Below are 19,665 nucleotides of genomic sequence, written 5' to 3'. Positions count from 1 at the left end.
GGCTGAGCGGCGCGATCGCGCGGGCCTCAGCGCACCCGCTACCCTGCCTTCATGGAGAGTTCACCGACGTACTCGTGGCGGCTCCTGCGGGCCGGCGAGTTCAGGCTTGACGGCGGCTCGATGTTCGGCCTGATCCCGCGCACGGTCTGGTCGCGCAGCGTGCCTACGGACGAGAAGGGCCGCATCACCGTGCAGCACAACTGCCTGCTGCTCGAGGGCGGGGGCAAGCGTGTCATCATCGAGGTCGGCACCGGCAACAAGCTCGACCAGAAGTCCAAAGACCTCTTCGCGATGTCAGACCGCTGGATCGGCGACGCCCTTGCGGAAGTCAACGTCGCGCCCGAGTCCATCAACGCGGCCATCTGCTCCCACCTCCACTTCGACCACGCCGGCGGCCTTACCCGCCTCACCCGCGAGGGCGAAACGCCCGAGTGGACCGGCCCCGCCTCCGGCATGGCCGCCGCCCGCCCTGACCACGCCGTCAATCGCACCTTCCCCAATGCCGTGGTGTTCACGCAGGAACGCGAATGGCTGGACGCCCTCGCCCAGAAGAGCGTGATGACCCGCACGTACTTCGTCGACCACCTCGAGCCCATCCGCGACCAGGTCCGCACCATCGACTCACCCCGCCCCTTCGCCCCCGGCCTCGCCCCCGACCGCGACGCCATGCCCATGCTCACCATCGAGCAGCGCGAGAGCGAGCTGCCCGGGTTCCCCGGCATCAGCGTCTTCCTGGTGCCCGGCCACACTTGGGGCCAGCAGGCCGTGAAGTTCACCGACACGAACGGCCGTACCGTCGTCTTCACCCCCGACGTCATGCCCACCGCCGCCCACGTCGGCGCCACCTACAACCTCGCCTACGACGTCGAGCCCTACACCAGCATGCTGACCCGCCGCTGGTTCCTCACCGAGGCCGCGGCACGGGACTGGCTGCTCGTACTGGACCACGAACCAGGAAATCCAGTGCGGCGGGTCCGTCCGAATGACAAGGGCTGGTTCGATCTTGTGGAGGACCAGCCCTGAGCTGGACGCGCGTTTGTTCATCGCCAGCGGGTTGTGAGTCTGGGCAAGCTGGCCCGAGCCCCTCCTGCCCGCCGACCATGCCGAATGAGCCCCGGTTCACAACCTAGCATTCCAGCCCTCGTACGAAAGAGGCCAACTGACCGACAGACGTTGAAGTTTGAACCGCGATGTCCACCTCCGCGATCCGACCAGACCCGTTCGAGCGTGCCGTGCCAGGTGATGGGCGGAACTCCTCTCCATTCACCGCCAACGCTTCCCCCACAGCCTTCACCGCTCCGGCCCCGGCCTCTCCCGTCCCCCCCACCATGTCCACGCCCGCCCAGCCGAGCACCGAGCCGGAGATGTCCGAGGCCGCGCTCGAACAGGCCGCGATGGAGCCCAGCCCCGCGGACCGCAAGAACCAGGTGCGGCTCTCGCTGATGGACCGCGTCGAAGCATTCGTCGCCCGCCTCTCCACCCGCAACCACTTCTGGCACCGCGTCTGCTCGCTCATCTGGTTGCCCTACGCCTTCAAGAGCGGCATCCGCATGCGGCAGGTCAGCGAGACCTCCTACACGGCCGTGCTGCCCTTCCGCCGCTTTAACCGCAACTGGTACAACGCCATGGCCGGCGCGGCCCTGCTCGCCAACAGCGAAATCGCCGGCGGCATGTACATCTTCGGCATCACGGGCGGGGACTACACCATCGTCTGCAAGCACCTGGAGTACAAGTTCCTCCGCCCCTGCCTGGGTCCCGCGATCTACAACGTCGTCCCGCGCGATGACATCAAGGCCCTGATCGCGACCGGCAAGGAGTTCAACGCCACGCTGGACCTCGAGATCATGCAGCAGGCCGTGGTGCCCGAGACCCTCGCCAAGCTCAAGAAGAAAGACATGCTGCTGGCCAAGATGGCGAGCAAGGAGCGGCGGGTGGGCAAGTGCGTAGCGACGTTCCACGTGACGCCGACGATTCACCAGAAGGCCAAGCGCGGCGATACGCGCAAGGTCAGCTGAGCCGCGGCCGTGCCACCGAGCTGTCTTCATCTCGGTGGTCCGTCACGACACGTTGCTACAGAACAACACGCGCTCTGCGCGTGTTATCCTTCCGCGCGTGACCACCGCCGATCCTCCCACGTTCACCCGCATCTTCGGCTGGGCAGCCTTCCTCGCCTGCTCATGGACGTGGTGCATCGGCATGTTCCTGCCGGTCTTCCTCCTGCGCGACTTCGGCCCCGCGAGTTTCTGGGTCTTCGCGGTCCCCAACGTCGTCGGCGCGGCCCTCATGGGCGTGCTCCTCGCCCGCCCCGGCGCGAGCGAAGCCCTCGTCGCCCGCCACGGCTGGGCGTGCTGGGCCTTCTCGCTGGTCACGGCCGCGTTCCAGTGGTTCTTCTTCTTCTGGATGGTGCTCGGCCTGCCTGACAACGCGGGCCGCTGGGTGATCATCCCCGCGGCCGGCGTCATCCTCCTCTGCGGCCAGGCCGTGCGAGGCCGTAGGACATTCTGGACCCGCGCATTCGCGCTGGCGGTCTTCGCCGCTTCCGCCTTCCTCGCCGCCGCGTGGTACGCCTCCGACCCGCCCTCATCCGTGGTCGCTCAGCATCTGCCCGAAGCCGAGCTCGTGTGGCTCGCGCCGGTGGTGCTGTTTGGGTTCGCCCTCTGCCCCTACCTGGACCTCACCTTCCACCAGGCACGCCAGCACCTGCCCGGGCGGGCCGGGAACGCGGCTTTCGTGATCGGCTTCGGCGTGCTCTTCTTTGCCATGATCCTGCTGACGCGCGACTACGCGCCTCCACTACTCGGCATCGCCACCGCCCGCGCCGAGCACGTGCACCCCGGCCTGCTCGCGATCGTCGCCCTGCCGCTGCTCGCCCACGTGGCGGTCCAGCTCATCTACACCGTCATGGTCCACAAGTCGTGGCTCGACGCCCGCCCCTCCCCCGCCGGCCCGCGTGCACCGGCCAACGCCGCGTTCCTCGCGCTGCTGATCGGCCTCGGCCTCGCGCTGCTCGCCTGGCACGTGCCGCCATACCGCGGCGCCAGCGGCCCGCTCTCAGCCCCCGAACTCGTCTACCGCGGCTTCATGGCCTTTTACGGCCTCGCCTTCCCCGCGTACGTGTGGCTGTGCGTCCTCAACCGCGGCCCCCTCACCCGCCGCACGCTCCAGGTCTACGCCTTCGCCGTGCTCGCCGCGTCGCCGATGTACTGGATGGGCTTCATCGAGCGGCAGACATGGTGGCTTGCGCCGGGGCTGGGTGTCGTGCTGCTCGCGAGGCTGTTCATTCCGAACGCTGCTGCATCGACCAGCGTGAACCGTTAGTAACGAGCCCCGAACGCAGTGAGGGGTTCCTCGACCGCGTCGTGCGCTCAAGCGCGAGTCAGGCCCACTCACTTCGTTCGGGGCTCGTTCCCAACGTTCTCCGAGTCAAATCCTGTTTCGCGCCGGCGTCGGTATGTACGGCGTCAACTCCACCGGCACCTCCCTGATGCCCCGCCGCTGCGCCTTCGCCACCGCGTACCGCAGCGACCGGAACACACGCCGCTGCACCCCCTCGCTGATCGTGAACCCAAACCGTTCCATCTCGCGGAGCGAGAACTGCCAGGCGTGGTATTCCTCAAGGCAGCGCGGCTTGTAGACGTTGAACCCGATGGCGTGGTGGCCGATTTCGTGGAGGAAGATGGCCGCGGACATCGGGCCCTTGGGCTTGGGGCTCTCGATGAGTTTCTGGACGTGGCCGTCGCGGTAGGTGACGTACCACGCGATGCCGGACATGCTCGTGCGCCACTTGCGGACGCGGACGTTGTACTTGGCGAGCATCTCGCGGGTCATGGCCTCGTAGCGCTCCTCCATAGAGATCGCGGGGGCCTTGGATTGGGTGGCACCGGTCTCCTGACCGGTGCTCGGGACGTCCAGCACCGGCCGGGAGACCGGTGCCACTTTGCGCTTGCGGGCGGGGGGGCGGCGCTTGGTCGCTGTGGTAATGGCCGCGGGCGCGGTGCGGGTTGCGCCGCCCGCGTTGGCCATGGCCGCCGGGCCGAGCTTCGCCGGCTTCGAAACAGCGGGCTTGGTGACCGCGGGCTTGGCCGCAACCGCGACCGCCTTGGACGCGGGCTTCACCGGCTTGGTGATCGCCTTGGCGCGCAGTGGCTTCTTCACGGGCTTGGTCCCGCTCAGCGCATCGGTCAACGGCTTCAACAAGTCCCAGAGCGTCATCACGACGGTGCTCCTCCTCCGAGCATCTCGCGATCCTTCAGCGGTGGTCTCCGCCCATTGGCGAACTGAACCCACGCCATCTTTTTGCCGCCGGAGGGTTGCACCTCCAGCAGCCGCAGGCAATCCCCTCTGGTGGCACCGGTCTCCTGACCGGTGCTCCCCCCTCCGCAGGCGACCAACCCCGCGGCCGCATCGATCAGCGTGCCCGGCGCGGCGTTATGCCCCTGTTCCACCACCTGAACACGCAGCACCTTCAGGGGCTCGTTGCGGAAGGTGACGGTGACGCCCGGCCAGGGGGTGAGGCCGTGGACCTTGCGGCGGCACGCCTCGGCGCCGTCGGCGAAGTCGATGACGCCGTCCTTCTTGTGCAGCTTGCGGGCCTTCGTGACGAGCGCGTCGTCCTGGGTTTCGCCGGTGAGCGTGCCACTCTGCATGCGCGCGAGCACATCGAGGATCAGCGCCGGCCCCTGCTCCGAGAGCTGGTCGTGCAGCTCGCCCGCGGTAACCAGCGGGTCGATCGGCAGCCGCGACTGCGCCAGCACCAGACCCGCGTCCATCCGCGGAGCGATTGTGATGACGGAGTTGCCCGTGACCGCATCCCCCGCGAGGATGGCCGCGTTGATCGGCGCCGCGCCCCGCCACCGCGGCAGCAGCGACGCGTGCAGGTTGATGGCCCGCGACGTCACCGCCGCTCCCGGCACCTCCGGCGGCAGCACCCCCGGCGAGAGCTTCTGCCCGAACGCGATCACCACCGCGGCCTCGGCCCCGAAGCCCTGGATCCGCAGCGCCACCTCCGGCACGTTCACGTCCTCGGGCTTGATGACCGGAATGTGCGGCAGCTCCCTCGCCGCGAACTCCGCAATCGGCGTGGGCGTCAGTTGCGACCCTCGCCCTGCGGGCCGGTCCGGCTGTGACACGATCGCCCGCACGTTGTGCACCCGCGCGATCGCCTTCAGCGTCGGCAGCCCGAACGCGCCGGAGCCGAAGAACACCAGGTTCATGGGCTTTGGAGACTCAGGTGCATCCATGCAGCGTGGCAGCCTACCGCGCCCTCCCAGCCGACGTACACCCACGGGAATCCCGGCGCCATGCGACCTACGCCGGCGGCGCCACGGCCCCCTTGGGCAGCTCCTTCACCTCCACGTGCAGCCCCAGCCGATCCTCCGGGAACGCGAAGTACCCGCCGGTGATCACGCACCCATCCTCGATCACCACCGACGGGGCGGCGCAGTCGCCCTTCCACTGGGCCTTGGACCCGATCGTCACAGGGCCGCCGCTGACCACGTTGGCCTCCATGATGCCCTCGACGTGGACGCCCAGGTGCGCCTCCACCGACTGCGCGATGATGCGGCCCTTCTTCTGCACCACCACCTTCCCGCAGGTCTGGATCTTCCGCACGGCCTCGAGCGTCTTGACCACCACGTCCTCAAGCCGCAGCTGCCGGCTGCACTTGGGGCATGATGTGCTCTGGGCCTGCCGGGCAATCTCAAACCGCTGGCGGCAGTGGTAGCACTGAATCGTGCGGGGATTGGGCGCGGAATCGGCCATGGGCATAGCCCCGGGTCGCACGCTATGCACAGCGATGTGCACCGAGCGGCCCGGCGAGCGGCTGACCTCCCGTTTACTTCTTCAGCTGGTTGTCCGGGCCCTTGTTCGCGCCGGGCGCGGCGTAGCCCATCGGCTTGTGCTCAGCGAAGGAGTGGGCGGTGCCGCTGCCGTGGGCGTCGGGACCGACCTTCACGTGACCGGTGAACGACGCGCCGTCAGCGACAACCAGACGCGCGGCCACAAGGTCGCCCTTCATCTTCGCCTTTGCGGTCAGCTCCACGCGCTCCTTCGCGGTCAGGTTGCCATCAACCTCGCCGTCGACCAGGACCTTGATCGCCTCGACCGCGGCCTTGCACGACGCGCCGCTCGCCACCTGCAGCTCGCCCTTGGCCTCGATGGTCCCCTCGAACGTGCCCAGGATGCGGGCGGTGGACTCGAACCGCATCTCGCCCTTGATGTGCGTGTCCGCGCCGATGACGGTCGTGTTGGTGGGCTCTGCCATGGCTGACTCCTCCGTGGTTGCTGTGTGAAACGCGCCACGTCCGTCGCGGCACGAAGCGGCGAGTGTAAAGCCGATCCCCGCTCGGCTTTCCCCCTGTGCAAACACTGCGGACAACCTGCCAACAACTCCCGCCCGCGCCGCGTAGATGCCTGCGATTGCAGCGTGTTGCGCACCGGCACCGAACACGCCCCGCGCGCGTCGTTAGGCCGGACAACCCCGGGGGGCGTTCACCCCAAATCCGGCGACGGCGCAGCCACCGGTCCGGTTGGTGCACTCTCGCCGCACATCGGCGTAGAGACGGGACTTACTTCGTCCCCGCCCCCGCGAGCACCAGTCGGATCGCATCACCCGCGCCCACAAGGCTCTCGCCCGCGATCACACCCGCGCACAGCGTCACGAAGAACCGCTCGGTCCACGTCGGGAACAGCCGCTGCAGTCCGAGCCCAATTATCGCGCCCAGGAACATCGAGATGCCGTTCCACGCGGGGATCACGAAAGCGAGGCCCAGCGACGCCGCGCTCGGCACCCACACGCCCACCTTCTTGGGCAGCAGCTTTTCGAGCACCGGGAGGAGCACCCCCACCGCCGCGGCGATGTACACCGCCGGGATCACGCCCGGTGGCAGCGACTCAAAGCCCTTGGCGAACAGGTCCGCCACCGCCTTCCACTGCACCACCGCCGGCGCCGGCCACTCCGGCGTCAACAGCTGCTCCTGCGGCTTGGGGATGAGCACGAGGTAGAACCCCGACGCCACCACCGCCCCCACCATCGCGCCAATTACCTGCGACACGACCTGCTTCCGCGCGACGGCCCCCAGCAAGTACCCGCACTTGAGGTCGTGCATGAGGTCCGCGCACTGCGAGGCCGCGCCGGAGGTGATGTTGGCGGTCATGAGGTTCGCGCTCGGGCTGTTCGGCGCGATCACCGCGAACATGAGCTGCGTCACCTTGCCCATCGGGCCCACCGGCGCCACGTTGGTCTCGCCGCTCACTCGAGACGCGACCACCGCCAGGACAAACGACAGCAGCACCGCCAGCACCGCCGCCCACCACGCGATATTGAAGAACTCCGTCTGCAGGAACACCGCGATGATCAGGGCCACCACCAGCGAGATCATGAACCAGCGGCGTGACACCTCGCCCGTGTCCCCGCCGACCCCGCCCGCCCCGCCGCTCGTTCTCCGGAACGACCTCAGGATTGAAGGCATCGAGAACGCGAACGACGTCAGCGACGCCACCACCATCAGCGTCACGCCCGGCCACAGGATCCACTCGCCGATCGTCTTGCGGTCGCTTGCAATGCCGCGCTCGAGCAGCTGCCCCCCGATCACCACCCACCCCGCGATCGCGCCCAGCAGGATCGATACCCCCGCCCGCACGCCCACCAAGCCGCCCACCGCGACCATCAGCCCCGTGTTCTCGAGCGCGAACCCGAACATGCTCCCGGCAGGCTTCCCAAAGATCGTCACGCCAAAGTCGTTGAGCGGCACCGTCGCTCCGACCTTTTTCGCCGCCGCCGCCCGCAGGATGTCTACCAGCTTCAGCCCGCCCCCCAGCACCGCCCCAATACCCAGCATCCCCACGCGCTTGAGCGCCTCCGCGCCGGTGTTGTAAATCTCCGTCAGCGTCGACGCGCACGCAAGCCCGCCCGGGAACGGCAGCTTGTCGACAATGACCATCTGCCGCCGCAGCCCCATCGCCACCGCGATGCCCACGAAGCACACCGACGTCACCCACACGCTCAGCTTCCACCACGGCAGCACCGTGCCGTCGATCAACGTGAGCGCCGGAATCGCCGACACCAGCCCGGCGCTGCTCACCGCGCCCGCGGCCGAAATCGCCGCCTGGCTCACGTTGTTCTCCAGCTTCCCGTACATCCGCGTGTTCACGAACACCTTCGTCACCGCGTACCAGAACGCGAACGCGAGCAGGATGCCCGTGATCGACATGTTCAGGCCCCAGCCGATCTTCAGGCCCGTGTACACGTTGCAGATGCTCAGCGTGCCCCCCAGCACGATGCTCGTCACGATCGACCGCCACGTCAGCTGCGGCGACACGAAGTCAACCGGCGGCGGTGCGGCCTCACCTACGCTGGGCATTGTCGAGGCAGCAGCGGACGTGGACGCACGCTCACTCGTGGACTGGCTCAATCAATACCTCCTGCGGCAAGCCGCGGGAGTCTACCGACCGCGCCTGAAAGTATCAGTCGAAAAGGTCAGAGAGCCAGTGCTTCTTCTTGTAGTGCGGGTGGGGGTGCGGGTACTGCGGAAACTGCCCGCCCTGCGCCGTGTACACCCCGCTGTCGTCCGGCTTGCGCCCCTGGTACGGGTACGGCTGCTGCCCATACCCCGGCGGCGGGGCCGCGCTTGGCGCCGCCCCCGCGCTCTCGCGGGCGCTCCGCTCCAGGATCTTGTCGAGCTCGCCCCTATCCAGCCACACGCCGCGGCACTGCGGGCAATAGTCGATCTCCACACCCTGCCGTTCCGACATCACCAGGTCCGGCGTCTTGCACGAGGGGCACTTCATGGACAGTTCTCCCAAGGAAGTCATCCCTCAATCCTTGCCGCCTTCGCTCAACATCGCACTACAATCGGTTGAGTTCACGGAGGCCCCCATGACCACCATCTCCCGCCAGCCCTCCCCCACAGCCGCTCCTTCCACCGATCCGCTCCAGCTGATCGACGTCGACCACGTGCAGTTCTACGTTGGCAACGCCAAGCAGGCCGCGTTCTTCTACGCCCACTGCTTCGGCTTCCAGATCGAGCAGGTCTCTGACCTCACCACCGGCCAGCGCGACGCGGCCCACTACCTCCTCACCCAGGGCAACATCCGATTCATCCTCACCACGCCCCTCTCGCCCATGCACCCCGCGGCCATGGAAGTCGCGATGTACGGCGACGGGGTCAAGGACGTCGCCTTCACCGTGTTCGACGCCGAGAAGGCCTGGGAGCGCGCCATCCGCAACGGCGCGCAGTCCGCCTACGAGCCTCGCACCTTCAAGGACGGCCGCGGCACCGTCACCATGGCGGGGATCAAGACCTACGGGCGCGTCAACCACACCTTCGTCTCCCGCACCGGCGACTACGAGCTCACCTGTGTCAAGCAGGGCGGCCTCTTCAAGCCCAACTTCAAGCGCCTCGACGGCGGCGATTGCGGCCCCGCCGCGGCCGGCTGCGCCCCGCAGATGGGCACCTCCGTCCTCGCCATCAACGAGTACAACAAGAAGAACCCCTGCGGCCTCAAGTACGTCGACCACCTCGTCGGCAACGTCGAGCTCGGCATGATGAACCACTGGGTCGCGTGGTACGAGAACGTGCTCGAGTTCAAGATGTTCAAGCACTTCGACGACGCCGACATCTCGACCGAGTACTCGGCCCTCATGTCCAAGGTGATGGCCAGCGGCAACCACCTCATCAAGATGCCCATCAACGAGCCCGCGCCGGGTAAGAAGAAGAGCCAGATCCAGGAGTACCTCGACTGGCACGCCAACACCCCCGGCGTCCAGCACCTCGCACTCCGCACCGACGACGAGCTCTACTCCATCGCCGCCCTCCGCTCCCGCGGCGTGGACTTCCTCACCCTGCCTGACGCCTACTACGAGAAGGTCTGGGACCGGGTGAACACCATGCTCACCAGCCACGGGCACCCCGCTGTCCGTGAGGACCACGAGGCCATCAAGAAGCTCGGCATCCTGGTGGATGCCGACGACGAGGGCTACCTCCTGCAGCTCTTCACCAAACCGCTCCAGGACCGGCCCACCCTCTTCTTCGAGATCATCTGCCGGCGCGGCAGCCAGTCCTTCGGCAAGGGCAACTTCAAGGCCCTTTTCGAGGCCCTGGAGATCGAGCAGGGCCGTCGCGGCAACCTGTGACCTGAACGCCCCCCGACCCGGGTATCCACCCAGCCGGGCCCCTGTCGCCGGTTATCGGCGCCCTTGCAGGATTCTCCAGTTTCACTCTCCAGCGGAACGGGGCGAGACCCGATACCGAATCCTGTTGTGCCCGCCTCCGGGTTGCGGTACGCTGGAACCGCCGGGCAGTCGCCCGGGCGTTCGCCAATTGAGTTTGCCCAAGGGAAGCAGTGTCGCCTGACGTCAGGGGTGCGCTGGTCCACTGTGAGCCGAGGGCCCTGCAAGAGAGGTCGCATCGATGGATCAGAGCACGCGTTACCTGGGTCTGTGTGTTGCCGCCACGCTCACCACGCTCGCCGGTCAGGCCATGGGGCAGACCTGCGGCGCCCCCTCGCAGGGGCCCGACGTGATCGTTGGCGACCTCCCGAACACTTCGAACTACACGCCCGTCGGCGGCATCGATGCATTCTCGATGGCCACCACTTCCTGCAACCTGGGCAACCAGAACCTGCTCTGGAACGCCTTCCCGGCGAACACCCACCCCGCCATCACCCAGAACATGTACCGCTACAAAGTGGTGAACGGCACCGGCCGTTTCGAGCAGATCGGCCAGAGCTGGCTGAAGCACGGCTTCACCGCTCTCACCGGCAACGTCTGCTGCACCTGCAACAACCCCGGAAGCGGCTCGCTGCTGGGCGTCGGCTGCTCCGACCCCTACACCGCCGAACGCAACGCGAGCCAGAACGGCCTCGGGCCCAAGTACCAGGTGAACGCCTCCACCGGTTGGTTCCCCACCGGCGGCCCCGCCACCGGCACGGGCGGCAGCGGCAGCGTCTACCGCCGCCTCCAGTTCGCCCTCTCGGAGGTCACCAACTCCGCCGGCGGCACCGCCGCCGCCGAGCGTTACTTCGGTGAATCGCAATACGTCTCCCAGGATGACGCCGCCGCCGGCAACAAGAACAACAACGCCTCTTACCGCGAGCTCGCCATCACCGGCACCGCGACGGACCGCAGCGTTGCCTTCTCCACCGCGACCGGCGCGGTCGCAAACACGTCGCGCATGAACCCGGCGATCCGCGCCTGGGCCGTGTGCGAGCCCGGCGTGACCCTCACCAACGTCGACGTCGCCAATGACGGCCGCTTCATCGTCGGCTCCAAGGCCTACGACCTCGGCGGCGGAATGTGGCGTTACGAGTACGCGATCTTCAACCTCAACTCGCACCGCAGCGGCGGCAGCTTCTCGATCCCGGTTCCCGACGCCGCGACCGTGACCAACATTGGCTTCACCTGCCCCAAGTACCACAGCGGTGACGGCGACGGCAACCAGAACTTCAGCGACGCGCCGTGGACCACCACCCGCGCCAACGATGCCCTGACCTTCGCCTGCGAGACCGAGGCACAGAACATCCGCGCCAACGCCCTCCGCTGGAGCACGCTGTACAACTTCCGCTTCGACACCAACGTCCCCCCCGCGGGCGTGGGCAACGTCAAGATGGGCCTGTGGCGCTCCGGCTCGCCCAGCCAGTTCCTGGCTTCTGCCCAGAGCCCCGGCTCCTTCCCCGCCCCGCTCGACGGCGGCGGCACCGCCACTCCCAGCACCGTCCAGATCACCGGCAGCACCCTGCTGACCGTCAACGTGATCCCCGCCACCAATCCCACCAGCACGGGCGTGACCGTGGTCGGCAACCTCACCAACATCAACGGCTCCGCGGAGCAGGCCTTCTACGACGACGGCACCCATGGTGACGTCACCGCCGGGGACAACGTCTTCAGCTTCCTGGCCACCCTGCCCGAGCCCCTCACCGCCGGCGCTCGCAGCGTCACCTTCACCGCCAGCGACGCCCAGTCGCGGATCGCGACCGGCAGCATCAACTTCAACCTGACCGCCGCCCCCAGCGGCGGCTGCTGCATCGCTGGCAACTGCTCCATCCAGAGCGCCTACCAGTGCACCCAGGCCGGCGGCACCTACCGCGGCGACGCCAGCAACTGCGGAGCAGCCACCTACACCATCACCAGCACCGGCTCGGGCTTCGCGACCATCGTCGGCCAGGCAGGCACCACCGCCGCCGCGACCGTCAGCGGTTGCGATGAGTGCTCGCAGCAGGTCGGCCTGCCCTTCTCGTTCCCCTTCTACGGCACCAACTACGGCTCGGTGCACATCCACTCCAACGGCTACCTGCAGTTCGGCACAACGGCGAACGTCTCCTACCAGAACGGCGCCATCCCCAACGCCAACGTGCCCAACAACGCCATCTACGTCGCCTGGAACGACTACGACCTCGCTGACCAGGGCGACTGCTACTACCGCACCGACGGCGTGGCCCCCAACCGCCGCTTCACCGTCGAGTGGAACAACGTGACCGAGTGGAACATCACCCCCAACAACAGCAGCACCTTCCAGGCCGTGCTGCACGAGGGCACCGGCCACGTTGAGTTCCGTTACGGCACCGTCGCGGCGGCCGCCATCAGCGGCGCCACTGTCGGTATCGAGAACGCCAACGGCACGGTGGCCGTGAGCGTCGCCGGCTCCACCATCGGCACCGGCAATACCACGCGGACCGTCAACAACGTGCCCGCCCAGAACCCCTGCCCCGCCACCTGCGGCACCGCCGACTACAACGGCGACGGTGACACCGGCACCGACCAGGACATCGAGGCCTTCTTCGCCTGCATCGGCGGCACCTGCTGCCAGACCTGCTGGCACCTCGGGTCCGACTTCAATGCCGACGGCGACGCCGGCACCGACCAGGACATCGAGGCCTTCTTCCGCGTCCTGGGCGGCGGCAACTGCTGATCCGCTGACCTGACCTGAGCTTCTTCCCAGGGCCCGCCGCAAGGCGGGCCCTTTTCGTTGCGCTTAGACTCAGCCCATGCCAACCTTCCTGCTCAAGACAGAGCCCGGCGAGTACAGCTTCGCCGACCTCGTCACAGACAGGAAGACCTGCTGGTCAGGTGTCTCCAACCCCGCGGCCTTGCAGGCGATCCGCTCGATCAGGAAGGGCGACGAAGTGCTCGTCTACCACACCGGGGACGAGAAGGCCGTGGTCGGTCTCGCGAAAGCGGTAAGCAACCCGTACGAGGACCCTGATCGCCCCGGCCTCACGCCAGAGGGATCGCCCAAGTTCGCCGTAGTTGACCTCAAGCCCGTCAAAGCTGCGATGACGCCGGTCACGCTCGCCGAGCTCAAGGCGGACAAGCACTTCGCGTCATTCGCACTGGTCAAACAGTCCCGCCTGAGCGCGATGCCTGTGCCGCCCACGATGGACAAGCTGATCCGCGAGCGGGCTGGGCTGTAGGCCCGCGCGCTCCGAGCCACCCGCTTACTTCTTCGCCGCCTTCCGCTTGAGCGTTCCGATGTCGCCCCACAGGTCCTTGTGCTCGGCGTTGGCCTTGAAGAACGCCTGCAGGTCCTCGGTCGACGCCGTCAGCACGACCTTCTTCTCCTTGCCGTGCTCCGCGTGCCCCAGCTTGAACGTCCCATCCTTCAGCCCCTTCTCGAGCGCGTCGTGCTCAAGGGGCCAGATCTGAAGGGCATCACCATTCCGTTTGCAGCGGAAAAAGTTGTGCATCGGCGCAGCCATGGTGCCGAACCGCTCGCCCACCTCGTCGCGGTCGGTCCTGGTCATCGTCAGATCGATGAACTGGTGATCCCCAAGCTTCACCAGCTGCATCGAGAACTGCATGCCCTTCTCCTCACCCTCCTTGACGAGCTTGACCGTGTACGTCTTCTCGCCCGCATCCGAGACGACGTAGTACTCCTCCGCCTCCTTGCCGTCCTCGTTCACCGGTTCCCACGTGCCCACGATCCCCGTGTCAGCCACGACCGTCTCATCCGACGCCAGCGCGTTCAGCGAGGGCGTCGAGCAACCGGTCACGATCATCGCGGCAAGGACGAGCAAAGCAGCAAGCAGCGTCTTCATCGGTGTTCTCCAGAGAGAGATGCGGGTTAGTGCACACTAGCCAAACGGGCCTGCGTAGTCAAGCGTGCAGCGCCTCGCGGTGCAACCCGGTTCAGATCAGACCCTTACTAACCAAACCGGAGCTCACCGCGGCAGCGGCGCCAAGTCAGGCTCCACCCACTCATACCGCGCCCGCGCCGGCATCCCCGACGGCGAATAGAACAGCCGCAGCGTCGTACACACAAGAGGTGCGGGTGCTCCGCCGCGAACGCCTCGAAGGACTCCGCCCGCCCCCGCGATCGCACAGTCGAATCGATCACCGTCACCCACGCCCGCGTCAGAGTCTCGTGGTACCCGCGCTCGGGCGTTTCCACCAGGCCATGAGCCGCGTTCAGCTTCTTGATCCCCTCGCGCATCGCGGCGACTGCATCCCCCAGCGGCATCTCCAGCAGCATCAGGTACGCGGCCCACACGTGCGCCCGGTGCGTCCACTCCACGGCCGGAATCTGCTGCGCACGGAACGCCCTCAGGAAGGCACCATCATCCATGGCCTCTCCTATGCCTCATATGAGTCCTATGCGTCCTATCGGCGTACGGCTCAGCAGCGCATCTTCATGATGTCCGTCAGCACATCCGCCTGGTGGTCCGCGTGGTAGCTCGACCGCACCAGCGGCCCCGACTCCACCACCTTGAACCCCCGCGCCAGCCCCTCCCGCCGGAACATCTCAAACTGCTCCGGAGTCACCCAGCGGTCCAGGGGCAGGTGGTTGCGCGTCGGCTGCAGGTACTGCCCGATGGTCAGGATGTCCATCGTGTCCTCGGCCCCGCCGTTCACGCGCGTGCGAGTGCGGGCCTGCACGTCCTCCATCAGCGCCAGCACCTCGTCATCTCGCTCCCCGATCCCCACCATGATCCCCGTCTTCGCGACGATCCCCTGCTCCTTCACCCGCCGCAGCAGCTCCACGCTCCGGTCAAACTTCGCGCTCGGACGCACCGCCGGGTACATCCGCCGCACCGTCTCCAGGTTGTGGTTGATGATGTGCGGCCGCGCATCGATCACCATCTGCAGCGCGGCCCAGTTCCCCTCGAAGTCCGGAATCAGCACCTCGATCGACATCTCCGGGCACGCCTCCTTGCTCCGGATGATCGTCTCGGCCCAGACCCCCGCGCCCCCGTCGGGCAGCTCGTCGCGGTTGACGCTCGTCACTACCACGTGCTTGAGCCCCATCAGGGCGAGACTCTCGGCCACGCGGCGCGGCTCGTCCTTGTCCAGAGGCTGCGGCCGCCCCGTCTTCACATTGCAGAACCCGCACGCCCGCGTGCACGTGTCCCCCAGGATCATGATTGTGGCGACCCCGCGGGCCCAGCACTCGCCCATGTTCGGGCAGCCCGCCTCCTCGCACACGGTGTGCAGCTTGTGCTCGCTCATGATCCCGCGCAGGCGGTTGTACCCCGGGCCCCCCGGCACCTTCGCCCGCAGCCAGGGCGGCTTGCGCTTTACCGCGATCTGGTCCTTGGCCCCGCCCTGGTTGTTGATGATCCGGTCCGAAAGCGACAGCACCGGCCGATCGACCATCTTCAGCGGATCGCCACCCAGCGGGCGCGGGTGACGCGCGAGCGTCCGGGCGATTGGGTCGGCAGGACTTGCGCCCGCGGGCGAAGCGACATCAGGTTGAGCAGAGGGCTGGCCGGCGGTCATGTGAAAGGACTCTAGGGCAAACCAGCTGGACCCGGGCAGCGTACCTGCCGGGTTCCCCGTCCCCTCAGCCGGTCCCCCCGCCCGGGCCCCTCACCAGGTCGCCCCGTCAGGCCGCCCATTCCGATAGCCTGTGCAGGCGAACTCATGAAGCCGCCTCTATCGGACGATCGGTAGTTGTCGGCCCCTCCCTCTGGGAAGGGGAAACACCGGGTGGGGGATCTATGATGGGCTCCTCCGCCAGGTCGTCCGGCAAGGCGACCAAGTCGGGGGCATAGTGACGGGGTAGGACGCCCGGTGAGCGGACGCTAGCGACCAGGGGTCACGCGGCCGCGGCCAAGTCAAAGGAGCGGGTCTTGAAGAATGAGATCGGTCAGGTGAAGAGTCAGGCCAAGGTTCTCCGCATCGCCGCCGGCACGGCCATCGCCGCCGCCGGCCTCCTCGGCGGCTGCGCCGATTCCTTCATGGACCCCAGCGTCAACGGGCGGTGGGACCCCACCCCCACCGTCATGCCCATCCTCGACCGCCTCGCCGCGATCGAGGACGATACCGGGGAGCTGGTCGAGACCAGCGAGCCCGTGCCGGCCGATCTCATCCCGCTGCCCCAGGCCTACCGCATCGGCCCCGGCGACCAGCTCGACATCACCCTCTATGACCTCATCGAGACGGGCCGCCCCGAGACCTACCAGCGCACCGTCGACCCCCGCGGCACCATCGAGCTCCCGCAGCTCGGCCGCCTCCAGATCGGCGGCCTTACCACCGACGAGGCCACCGAGGTCATCCGCAACGCCATGAAGCGCCTGGTCGCCGAGCCCCTCGTGCTCGTCGACGCCCGCGGCCAGCGTCAGCAGACGTACAACATCATCGGCGAGGTCCAGAGCCCCGGCCCGTACTTCATTCCTCGTGCCGACTACCGCCTTCTCGAGGCCCTCACCTCCGGCGGCCGCTTCGACCAGAACGTCGACGAGATCTACGTGATCCGTCAGGTGCCGCTGTCGGAAGAGGTCACGCAGGGCCAGGTCCCGCAGGCCCCCACCAACCCGCAGCAGCCGACGCAGCCGCAGCAGCCCACCGGTCAGGACCTCAACCGCCTGATCGATGAGATCGCGCCGCAGCCGACGCAGCCCGCGCCGGCGGATCCAGCGCAGCCGGCCCAGCCGCCGGCGCCGGCCCCGGCGGTGCCGCTGCCCGGGTCTGACCCTGCTCCCCGCCCGACCTCGCCCGGGATGTTCCAGCCTGAACCGACCCCCAGCACCACCGGCCAGGCCCCCATCGTCAACCTCCCGGAGAACGACGCGGCCCGCACCGCCCAGCCCGCGCCCGAGGGCATCCCGCAGACCGCCGACGAGGGTGCCTGGATCTTCGTCAACGGCAAGTGGGTCCGTTCCGGCGGACGCACCGCCCGCCAGGCCGCGGCCCCCGGAGGCGAGACCGAGAACCTCATCACGCAGCGCGTCATCCGCATCCGCATGCGCGACCTCCTCGCGGGCGAGCAGCGCGTCAACATCATCATCCGCCCGGGCGACGTGATCCGCGTCCCAGCGCCCCCCAGCGGCCTTGTGTACGTGAGCGGACAGGTCGCCCGCCCCGGCCCCTACCAGCTGCCCACCAGCGGCGGTCTGACGCTGATGCGTGCGATCGACTCCGCCGGCGGCTTCGGCAACCTCGCCATCCCCGAGCGCATCGACCTCACCCGCCTCCTGGACCACAACCGCGAGGCAACGATCATGCTCGATGGCAAGGCGATCGGGCAGAAGACCCAGCCCGACGTCTGGCTCAAGCCAAACGACCGCATCAACGTCGGCACGACATGGTGGGCCCTGCCCCTCGCGGTTATCCGGAACGGCTTCCGCGCCAGCTACGGGTTCGGGTTTGTGCTGGATCGCAACATCAGCAACGACCTGTTCGGGCCGCCTCCGCTCAACGCGCTGGGCCAGTAGGCCGAACTACCTAACACCTGACCGAACGGGCGGGGGTTTCGCCACAAGGCGCGGCTCCGGGCGAACCAGAGGGTCGCACGGGCACGTACGATGGCGGACCCCGGCCTGCGTTTGTCAGGGTTGTAGTCCGGGCCTCCTGTCGATCCCCCGTTATGGCGACCAGCGGTACTCAAGCGATCACAGCCCCTCAAGGGGCCTCCGGCATCGCCGGCCTCACCATCCTCGCATGGGTGAAGGGTGTCCTTCTGTTCACCGCGTTTGCAGGCCTCTTCGCGGTCTTCTTTGATCGCCAGGCCCGCCACAGCGCCGGCGCGATGGAGGACTGGGGCCACGCGTTCGTCGTCCCGCTCATCTCCGCATGGGCGATCTGGCAGAACCGGGCCGAGCTCCAGAAACGCCGCGCCAGCACCTTCTGGCCCGGCCTGCTCCCCCTCATCCTCGGGATCGTCTGCTACTTCTTCTTCATCGTCGGGTTCCCCAACCACATGTTCATGGGGTTCTCGATGGTGCTGACCTTGGCCGGCCTCTGCCTGCTGCTGCTGGGCCCCTCCATCTTCCAGGTCATCTTCCTGCCCATCGCCTACCTCGTTTTCGCGGTGTCGAACTCCGAGCAGGTGATCATCAAGATCACTTTCGCCCTACAGCAGATCGCCGCGCAGGGCGCGTGGCTCGTGCTCCGGGTGATCAGCGCCCTGGGCGCCGACTTCGTCGTGTTTATCGACGGCAACACGCTCACCGTCGGCGGCAAGGCCCTCAACGTCGCCGAGGCGTGCTCGGGCATGCGCATGGTCGTCGCCTTCATGGCCCTTGCCGGCGCGGTTGCACTCCTCACGACCAAGGTCTGGTGGCAGCGCGTCTCCCTCATGCTGCTGGCCATTCCGGTCGCGGTGTTCAACAACATCCTCCGCGTAGCCGTGCTCGGCCTGCTCAGCCTGTGGAAGCCCGACCTCGCCACCGGCGACGCCCACATGGTCATCGGCACCGTCCTGCTGGGCGTCGGCCTCGCCATGTTCATGGGCATCCAGTGGCTCCTCAGCCGTATCGTCCGCGAGGCTCCCGACGCCAAGAAGCCCATCAAGAAAGCCGGGGTGACCCGTGCCTGAGCCCATCCGCCGCTTCTTTACCGTCCCCTTCGTGGTCGCGCTCGGCCTGCTCACCATCGCCGCCATCGCGATGCCTCTCGCCATCGACCACTTCAAGATCTCCATCAAGAAGCTGCCCATCCACCCCGAGGGCGGCCGCCTGCTCACCTCCGTCCCCTTTGAGACCAGCTCCTGGGTGTGCACCACCGGCGACCACCGCGAGACCGCCGAGGTCGAGGCCACCCTCGGCACCAAGAACTACATCACCCGCGTCTACCTCGAGAAGTTTCCCGCCCAGGGCAAGAAGCCCCGCAGCATCAGCCTCCACGCGGCGTACTACACCGGCATGATCGACACCGTGCCCCACGTCGCCGACCGCTGCTTCGTCGCCGGCGGCATGCAGCTGGGCACGCTCACGCAGGACCTCCCCCTGCCCCTCGACCGCACCCGCTTCATGCCCGACCGCGACGTGCCCGAGCAGCTCAAGGGCCGCATCACAAAAGTCCGCAGCAGCGACGGCGTGTACGTCCGCATGCCTCGCGACCCTGACACCATCAAGATCCACACGATGAAGTTCATCGACCACGGGAAGGACCTCTACGCGGGGTACTTCTTCGTGGCCAACGGCGGGTGCGTCGCCCGCGCCGAGGACGTCCGCCTGCTCGCCTTCAACCTCTCCGCCACCTACGCGTTCTACATGAAGGTGCAGGTCACCACGCCCGACGTCACCTCTCAGGAGGAGCTGGCCGCGCTTTCGGCCCAGCTGCTCGACGAGCTCTTCGGCGACCTCATGCGCTGCACCCCCGATTGGGTCGAGGTCGAAGCCGGACGCTACCCACCCCCCACCGATACCGACGGAAGCACACCGCCCGGCGGCAACGCCTGAGCGCGAGATTCGAGAACCGGCGCACCTGACGCGCCGGCAGGAGCATTGTCC

Annotated in this window: 18 protein-coding genes; 9 read left to right on the top strand and 9 right to left on the bottom strand. The window is 67.6% G+C overall.

The features are described from left to right. Positions 1 to 51: 51 nt before the first annotated feature. The 3 genes from VD997_00140 to VD997_00130 all read left to right on the top strand — a co-directional run bounded on the left by VD997_00140 (position 52) and on the right by VD997_00130 (position 3,318). Positions 52 to 1,023, top strand: a complete 972-nt coding sequence (locus VD997_00140; GenBank protein HYE60377.1) for an MBL fold metallo-hydrolase — start codon at positions 52 to 54, stop codon at positions 1,021 to 1,023. Positions 1,024 to 1,328: 305 nt separating this feature from the next. Further along, positions 1,329 to 2,015 carry a hypothetical protein gene (locus VD997_00135; GenBank protein HYE60376.1) on the top strand — a complete coding sequence of 229 codons (687 nt, stop codon included), beginning with the start codon at positions 1,329 to 1,331 and terminating at the stop codon, positions 2,013 to 2,015. Between the two features lie 97 nt (positions 2,016 to 2,112). Next, on the top strand, positions 2,113 to 3,318 hold the full coding sequence (locus tag VD997_00130; protein HYE60375.1) for a hypothetical protein: 1,206 nt from the start codon (positions 2,113 to 2,115) through the stop codon (positions 3,316 to 3,318). 105 nt (positions 3,319 to 3,423) lie between these two features. On the opposite strand, the gene VD997_00125 is transcribed toward VD997_00130, so the two are convergent. From VD997_00125 to VD997_00100, 6 genes are all read right to left on the bottom strand, one after another. Beyond that, positions 3,424 to 4,215, bottom strand: a complete 792-nt coding sequence (locus VD997_00125) for a hypothetical protein (protein HYE60374.1) — start codon at positions 4,213 to 4,215, stop codon at positions 3,424 to 3,426. Then, the gene (gene fmt, locus VD997_00120; protein HYE60373.1) at positions 4,212 to 5,240 is read right to left on the bottom strand and encodes a methionyl-tRNA formyltransferase; all 1,029 of its coding nucleotides are present in this window, start codon (positions 5,238 to 5,240) and stop codon (positions 4,212 to 4,214) included. The genes VD997_00125 and fmt overlap by 4 nt, the downstream gene beginning before the upstream one ends. Before the next feature lie 67 nt (positions 5,241 to 5,307). Then, the gene (locus VD997_00115) at positions 5,308 to 5,760 is read right to left on the bottom strand and encodes a polymer-forming cytoskeletal protein (GenBank protein ID HYE60372.1); all 453 of its coding nucleotides are present in this window, start codon (positions 5,758 to 5,760) and stop codon (positions 5,308 to 5,310) included. Positions 5,761 to 5,833: 73 nt separating this feature from the next. Then, positions 5,834 to 6,262 (bottom strand): polymer-forming cytoskeletal protein, encoded by a 429-nt coding sequence (locus tag VD997_00110; GenBank protein HYE60371.1) that lies wholly within the window; start codon positions 6,260 to 6,262, stop codon positions 5,834 to 5,836. Positions 6,263 to 6,566: 304 nt separating this feature from the next. After that, a complete protein-coding gene (locus tag VD997_00105) occupies positions 6,567 to 8,411 on the bottom strand; it encodes an OPT family oligopeptide transporter (GenBank protein HYE60370.1) in 1,845 nt (614 codons plus the stop codon). Positions 8,412 to 8,463: 52 nt separating this feature from the next. Beyond that, positions 8,464 to 8,787, bottom strand: coding sequence for a zf-TFIIB domain-containing protein (locus VD997_00100; GenBank protein ID HYE60369.1), 324 nt, complete (start codon positions 8,785 to 8,787; stop codon positions 8,464 to 8,466). A gap of 88 nt (positions 8,788 to 8,875) precedes the next feature. Between VD997_00100 and hppD the strand changes: the two genes are divergently transcribed. The 3 genes from hppD (at position 8,876) to VD997_00085 (ending at position 13,407) form a co-directional block, all read left to right on the top strand. Then, complete coding sequence (hppD, locus tag VD997_00095; protein HYE60368.1) at positions 8,876 to 10,132, top strand: 4-hydroxyphenylpyruvate dioxygenase; 1,257 nt, start codon at positions 8,876 to 8,878, stop codon at positions 10,130 to 10,132. Between the two features lie 277 nt (positions 10,133 to 10,409). Next, positions 10,410 to 12,905: a choice-of-anchor X domain-containing protein gene (locus VD997_00090; protein ID HYE60367.1), complete on the top strand. Its 2,496-nt coding sequence runs from the start codon at positions 10,410 to 10,412 to the stop codon at positions 12,903 to 12,905. A 76-nt stretch (positions 12,906 to 12,981) separates the two neighbouring features. After that, positions 12,982 to 13,407 carry an EVE domain-containing protein gene (locus VD997_00085; GenBank protein HYE60366.1) on the top strand — a complete coding sequence of 142 codons (426 nt, stop codon included), beginning with the start codon at positions 12,982 to 12,984 and terminating at the stop codon, positions 13,405 to 13,407. Positions 13,408 to 13,431: 24 nt separating this feature from the next. Here VD997_00085 and VD997_00080 read toward each other — a convergent pair whose 3' ends face one another. The 3 genes from VD997_00080 to lipA form a co-directional block, all read right to left on the bottom strand. Continuing rightward, positions 13,432 to 14,031, bottom strand: coding sequence for a hypothetical protein (locus VD997_00080; GenBank protein ID HYE60365.1), 600 nt, complete (start codon positions 14,029 to 14,031; stop codon positions 13,432 to 13,434). A 107-nt stretch (positions 14,032 to 14,138) separates the two neighbouring features. Next, a complete protein-coding gene (locus tag VD997_00075) occupies positions 14,139 to 14,558 on the bottom strand; it encodes a hypothetical protein (GenBank protein ID HYE60364.1) in 420 nt (139 codons plus the stop codon). A 50-nt stretch (positions 14,559 to 14,608) separates the two neighbouring features. After that, complete coding sequence (gene lipA, locus VD997_00070) at positions 14,609 to 15,709, bottom strand: lipoyl synthase (protein ID HYE60363.1); 1,101 nt, start codon at positions 15,707 to 15,709, stop codon at positions 14,609 to 14,611. A gap of 353 nt (positions 15,710 to 16,062) precedes the next feature. On the opposite strand from lipA, the gene VD997_00065 reads away from it, so the two are divergent. The 3 genes from VD997_00065 to VD997_00055 all read left to right on the top strand — a co-directional run bounded on the left by VD997_00065 (position 16,063) and on the right by VD997_00055 (position 19,614). Continuing rightward, a complete protein-coding gene (locus VD997_00065) occupies positions 16,063 to 17,646 on the top strand; it encodes a polysaccharide biosynthesis/export family protein (protein ID HYE60362.1) in 1,584 nt (527 codons plus the stop codon). Between the two features lie 230 nt (positions 17,647 to 17,876). After that, positions 17,877 to 18,749, top strand: a complete 873-nt coding sequence (locus VD997_00060; GenBank protein ID HYE60361.1) for an exosortase/archaeosortase family protein — start codon at positions 17,877 to 17,879, stop codon at positions 18,747 to 18,749. Continuing rightward, positions 18,742 to 19,614: a hypothetical protein gene (locus tag VD997_00055; GenBank protein ID HYE60360.1), complete on the top strand. Its 873-nt coding sequence runs from the start codon at positions 18,742 to 18,744 to the stop codon at positions 19,612 to 19,614. Before VD997_00060 ends, VD997_00055 begins: the two co-directional genes overlap by 8 nt. Positions 19,615 to 19,665 lie beyond the last annotated feature (51 nt).

The sequence above is a fragment of the Phycisphaerales bacterium genome (assembly GCA_035627955.1).
GTDB lineage: Bacteria > Planctomycetota > Phycisphaerae > Phycisphaerales > UBA1924 > JAEYTB01.
The sequence above is the reverse complement of the archived record's forward strand: the minus strand, read 5'-3'. Positions and strand labels throughout refer to the sequence as shown.

Bases quoted from the DNA above. Each gene is read 5' to 3' on its own strand.
- fmt (HYE60373.1), bottom strand. From the start codon at position 5,240: ATGGATGCACCTGAGTCTCCAAAGCCCATGAACCTGGTGTTCTTCGGC.
- VD997_00075 (HYE60364.1), bottom strand. From the start codon at position 14,558: ATGGATGATGGTGCCTTCCTGAGGGCGTTCCGTGCGCAGCAGATTCCG.
- VD997_00135 (HYE60376.1), top strand. From the start codon at position 1,329: ATGTCCACGCCCGCCCAGCCGAGCACCGAGCCGGAGATGTCCGAGGCC.
- VD997_00085 (HYE60366.1), top strand. From the start codon at position 12,982: ATGCCAACCTTCCTGCTCAAGACAGAGCCCGGCGAGTACAGCTTCGCC.
- VD997_00110 (HYE60371.1), bottom strand. From the start codon at position 6,262: ATGGCAGAGCCCACCAACACGACCGTCATCGGCGCGGACACGCACATC.
- VD997_00115 (HYE60372.1), bottom strand. From the start codon at position 5,760: ATGGCCGATTCCGCGCCCAATCCCCGCACGATTCAGTGCTACCACTGC.
- hppD (HYE60368.1), top strand. From the start codon at position 8,876: ATGACCACCATCTCCCGCCAGCCCTCCCCCACAGCCGCTCCTTCCACC.
- VD997_00100 (HYE60369.1), bottom strand. From the start codon at position 8,787: ATGAAGTGCCCCTCGTGCAAGACGCCGGACCTGGTGATGTCGGAACGG.
- VD997_00090 (HYE60367.1), top strand. From the start codon at position 10,410: ATGGATCAGAGCACGCGTTACCTGGGTCTGTGTGTTGCCGCCACGCTC.
- VD997_00080 (HYE60365.1), bottom strand. From the start codon at position 14,031: ATGAAGACGCTGCTTGCTGCTTTGCTCGTCCTTGCCGCGATGATCGTG.
- VD997_00140 (HYE60377.1), top strand. From the start codon at position 52: ATGGAGAGTTCACCGACGTACTCGTGGCGGCTCCTGCGGGCCGGCGAG.
- lipA (HYE60363.1), bottom strand. From the start codon at position 15,709: ATGACCGCCGGCCAGCCCTCTGCTCAACCTGATGTCGCTTCGCCCGCG.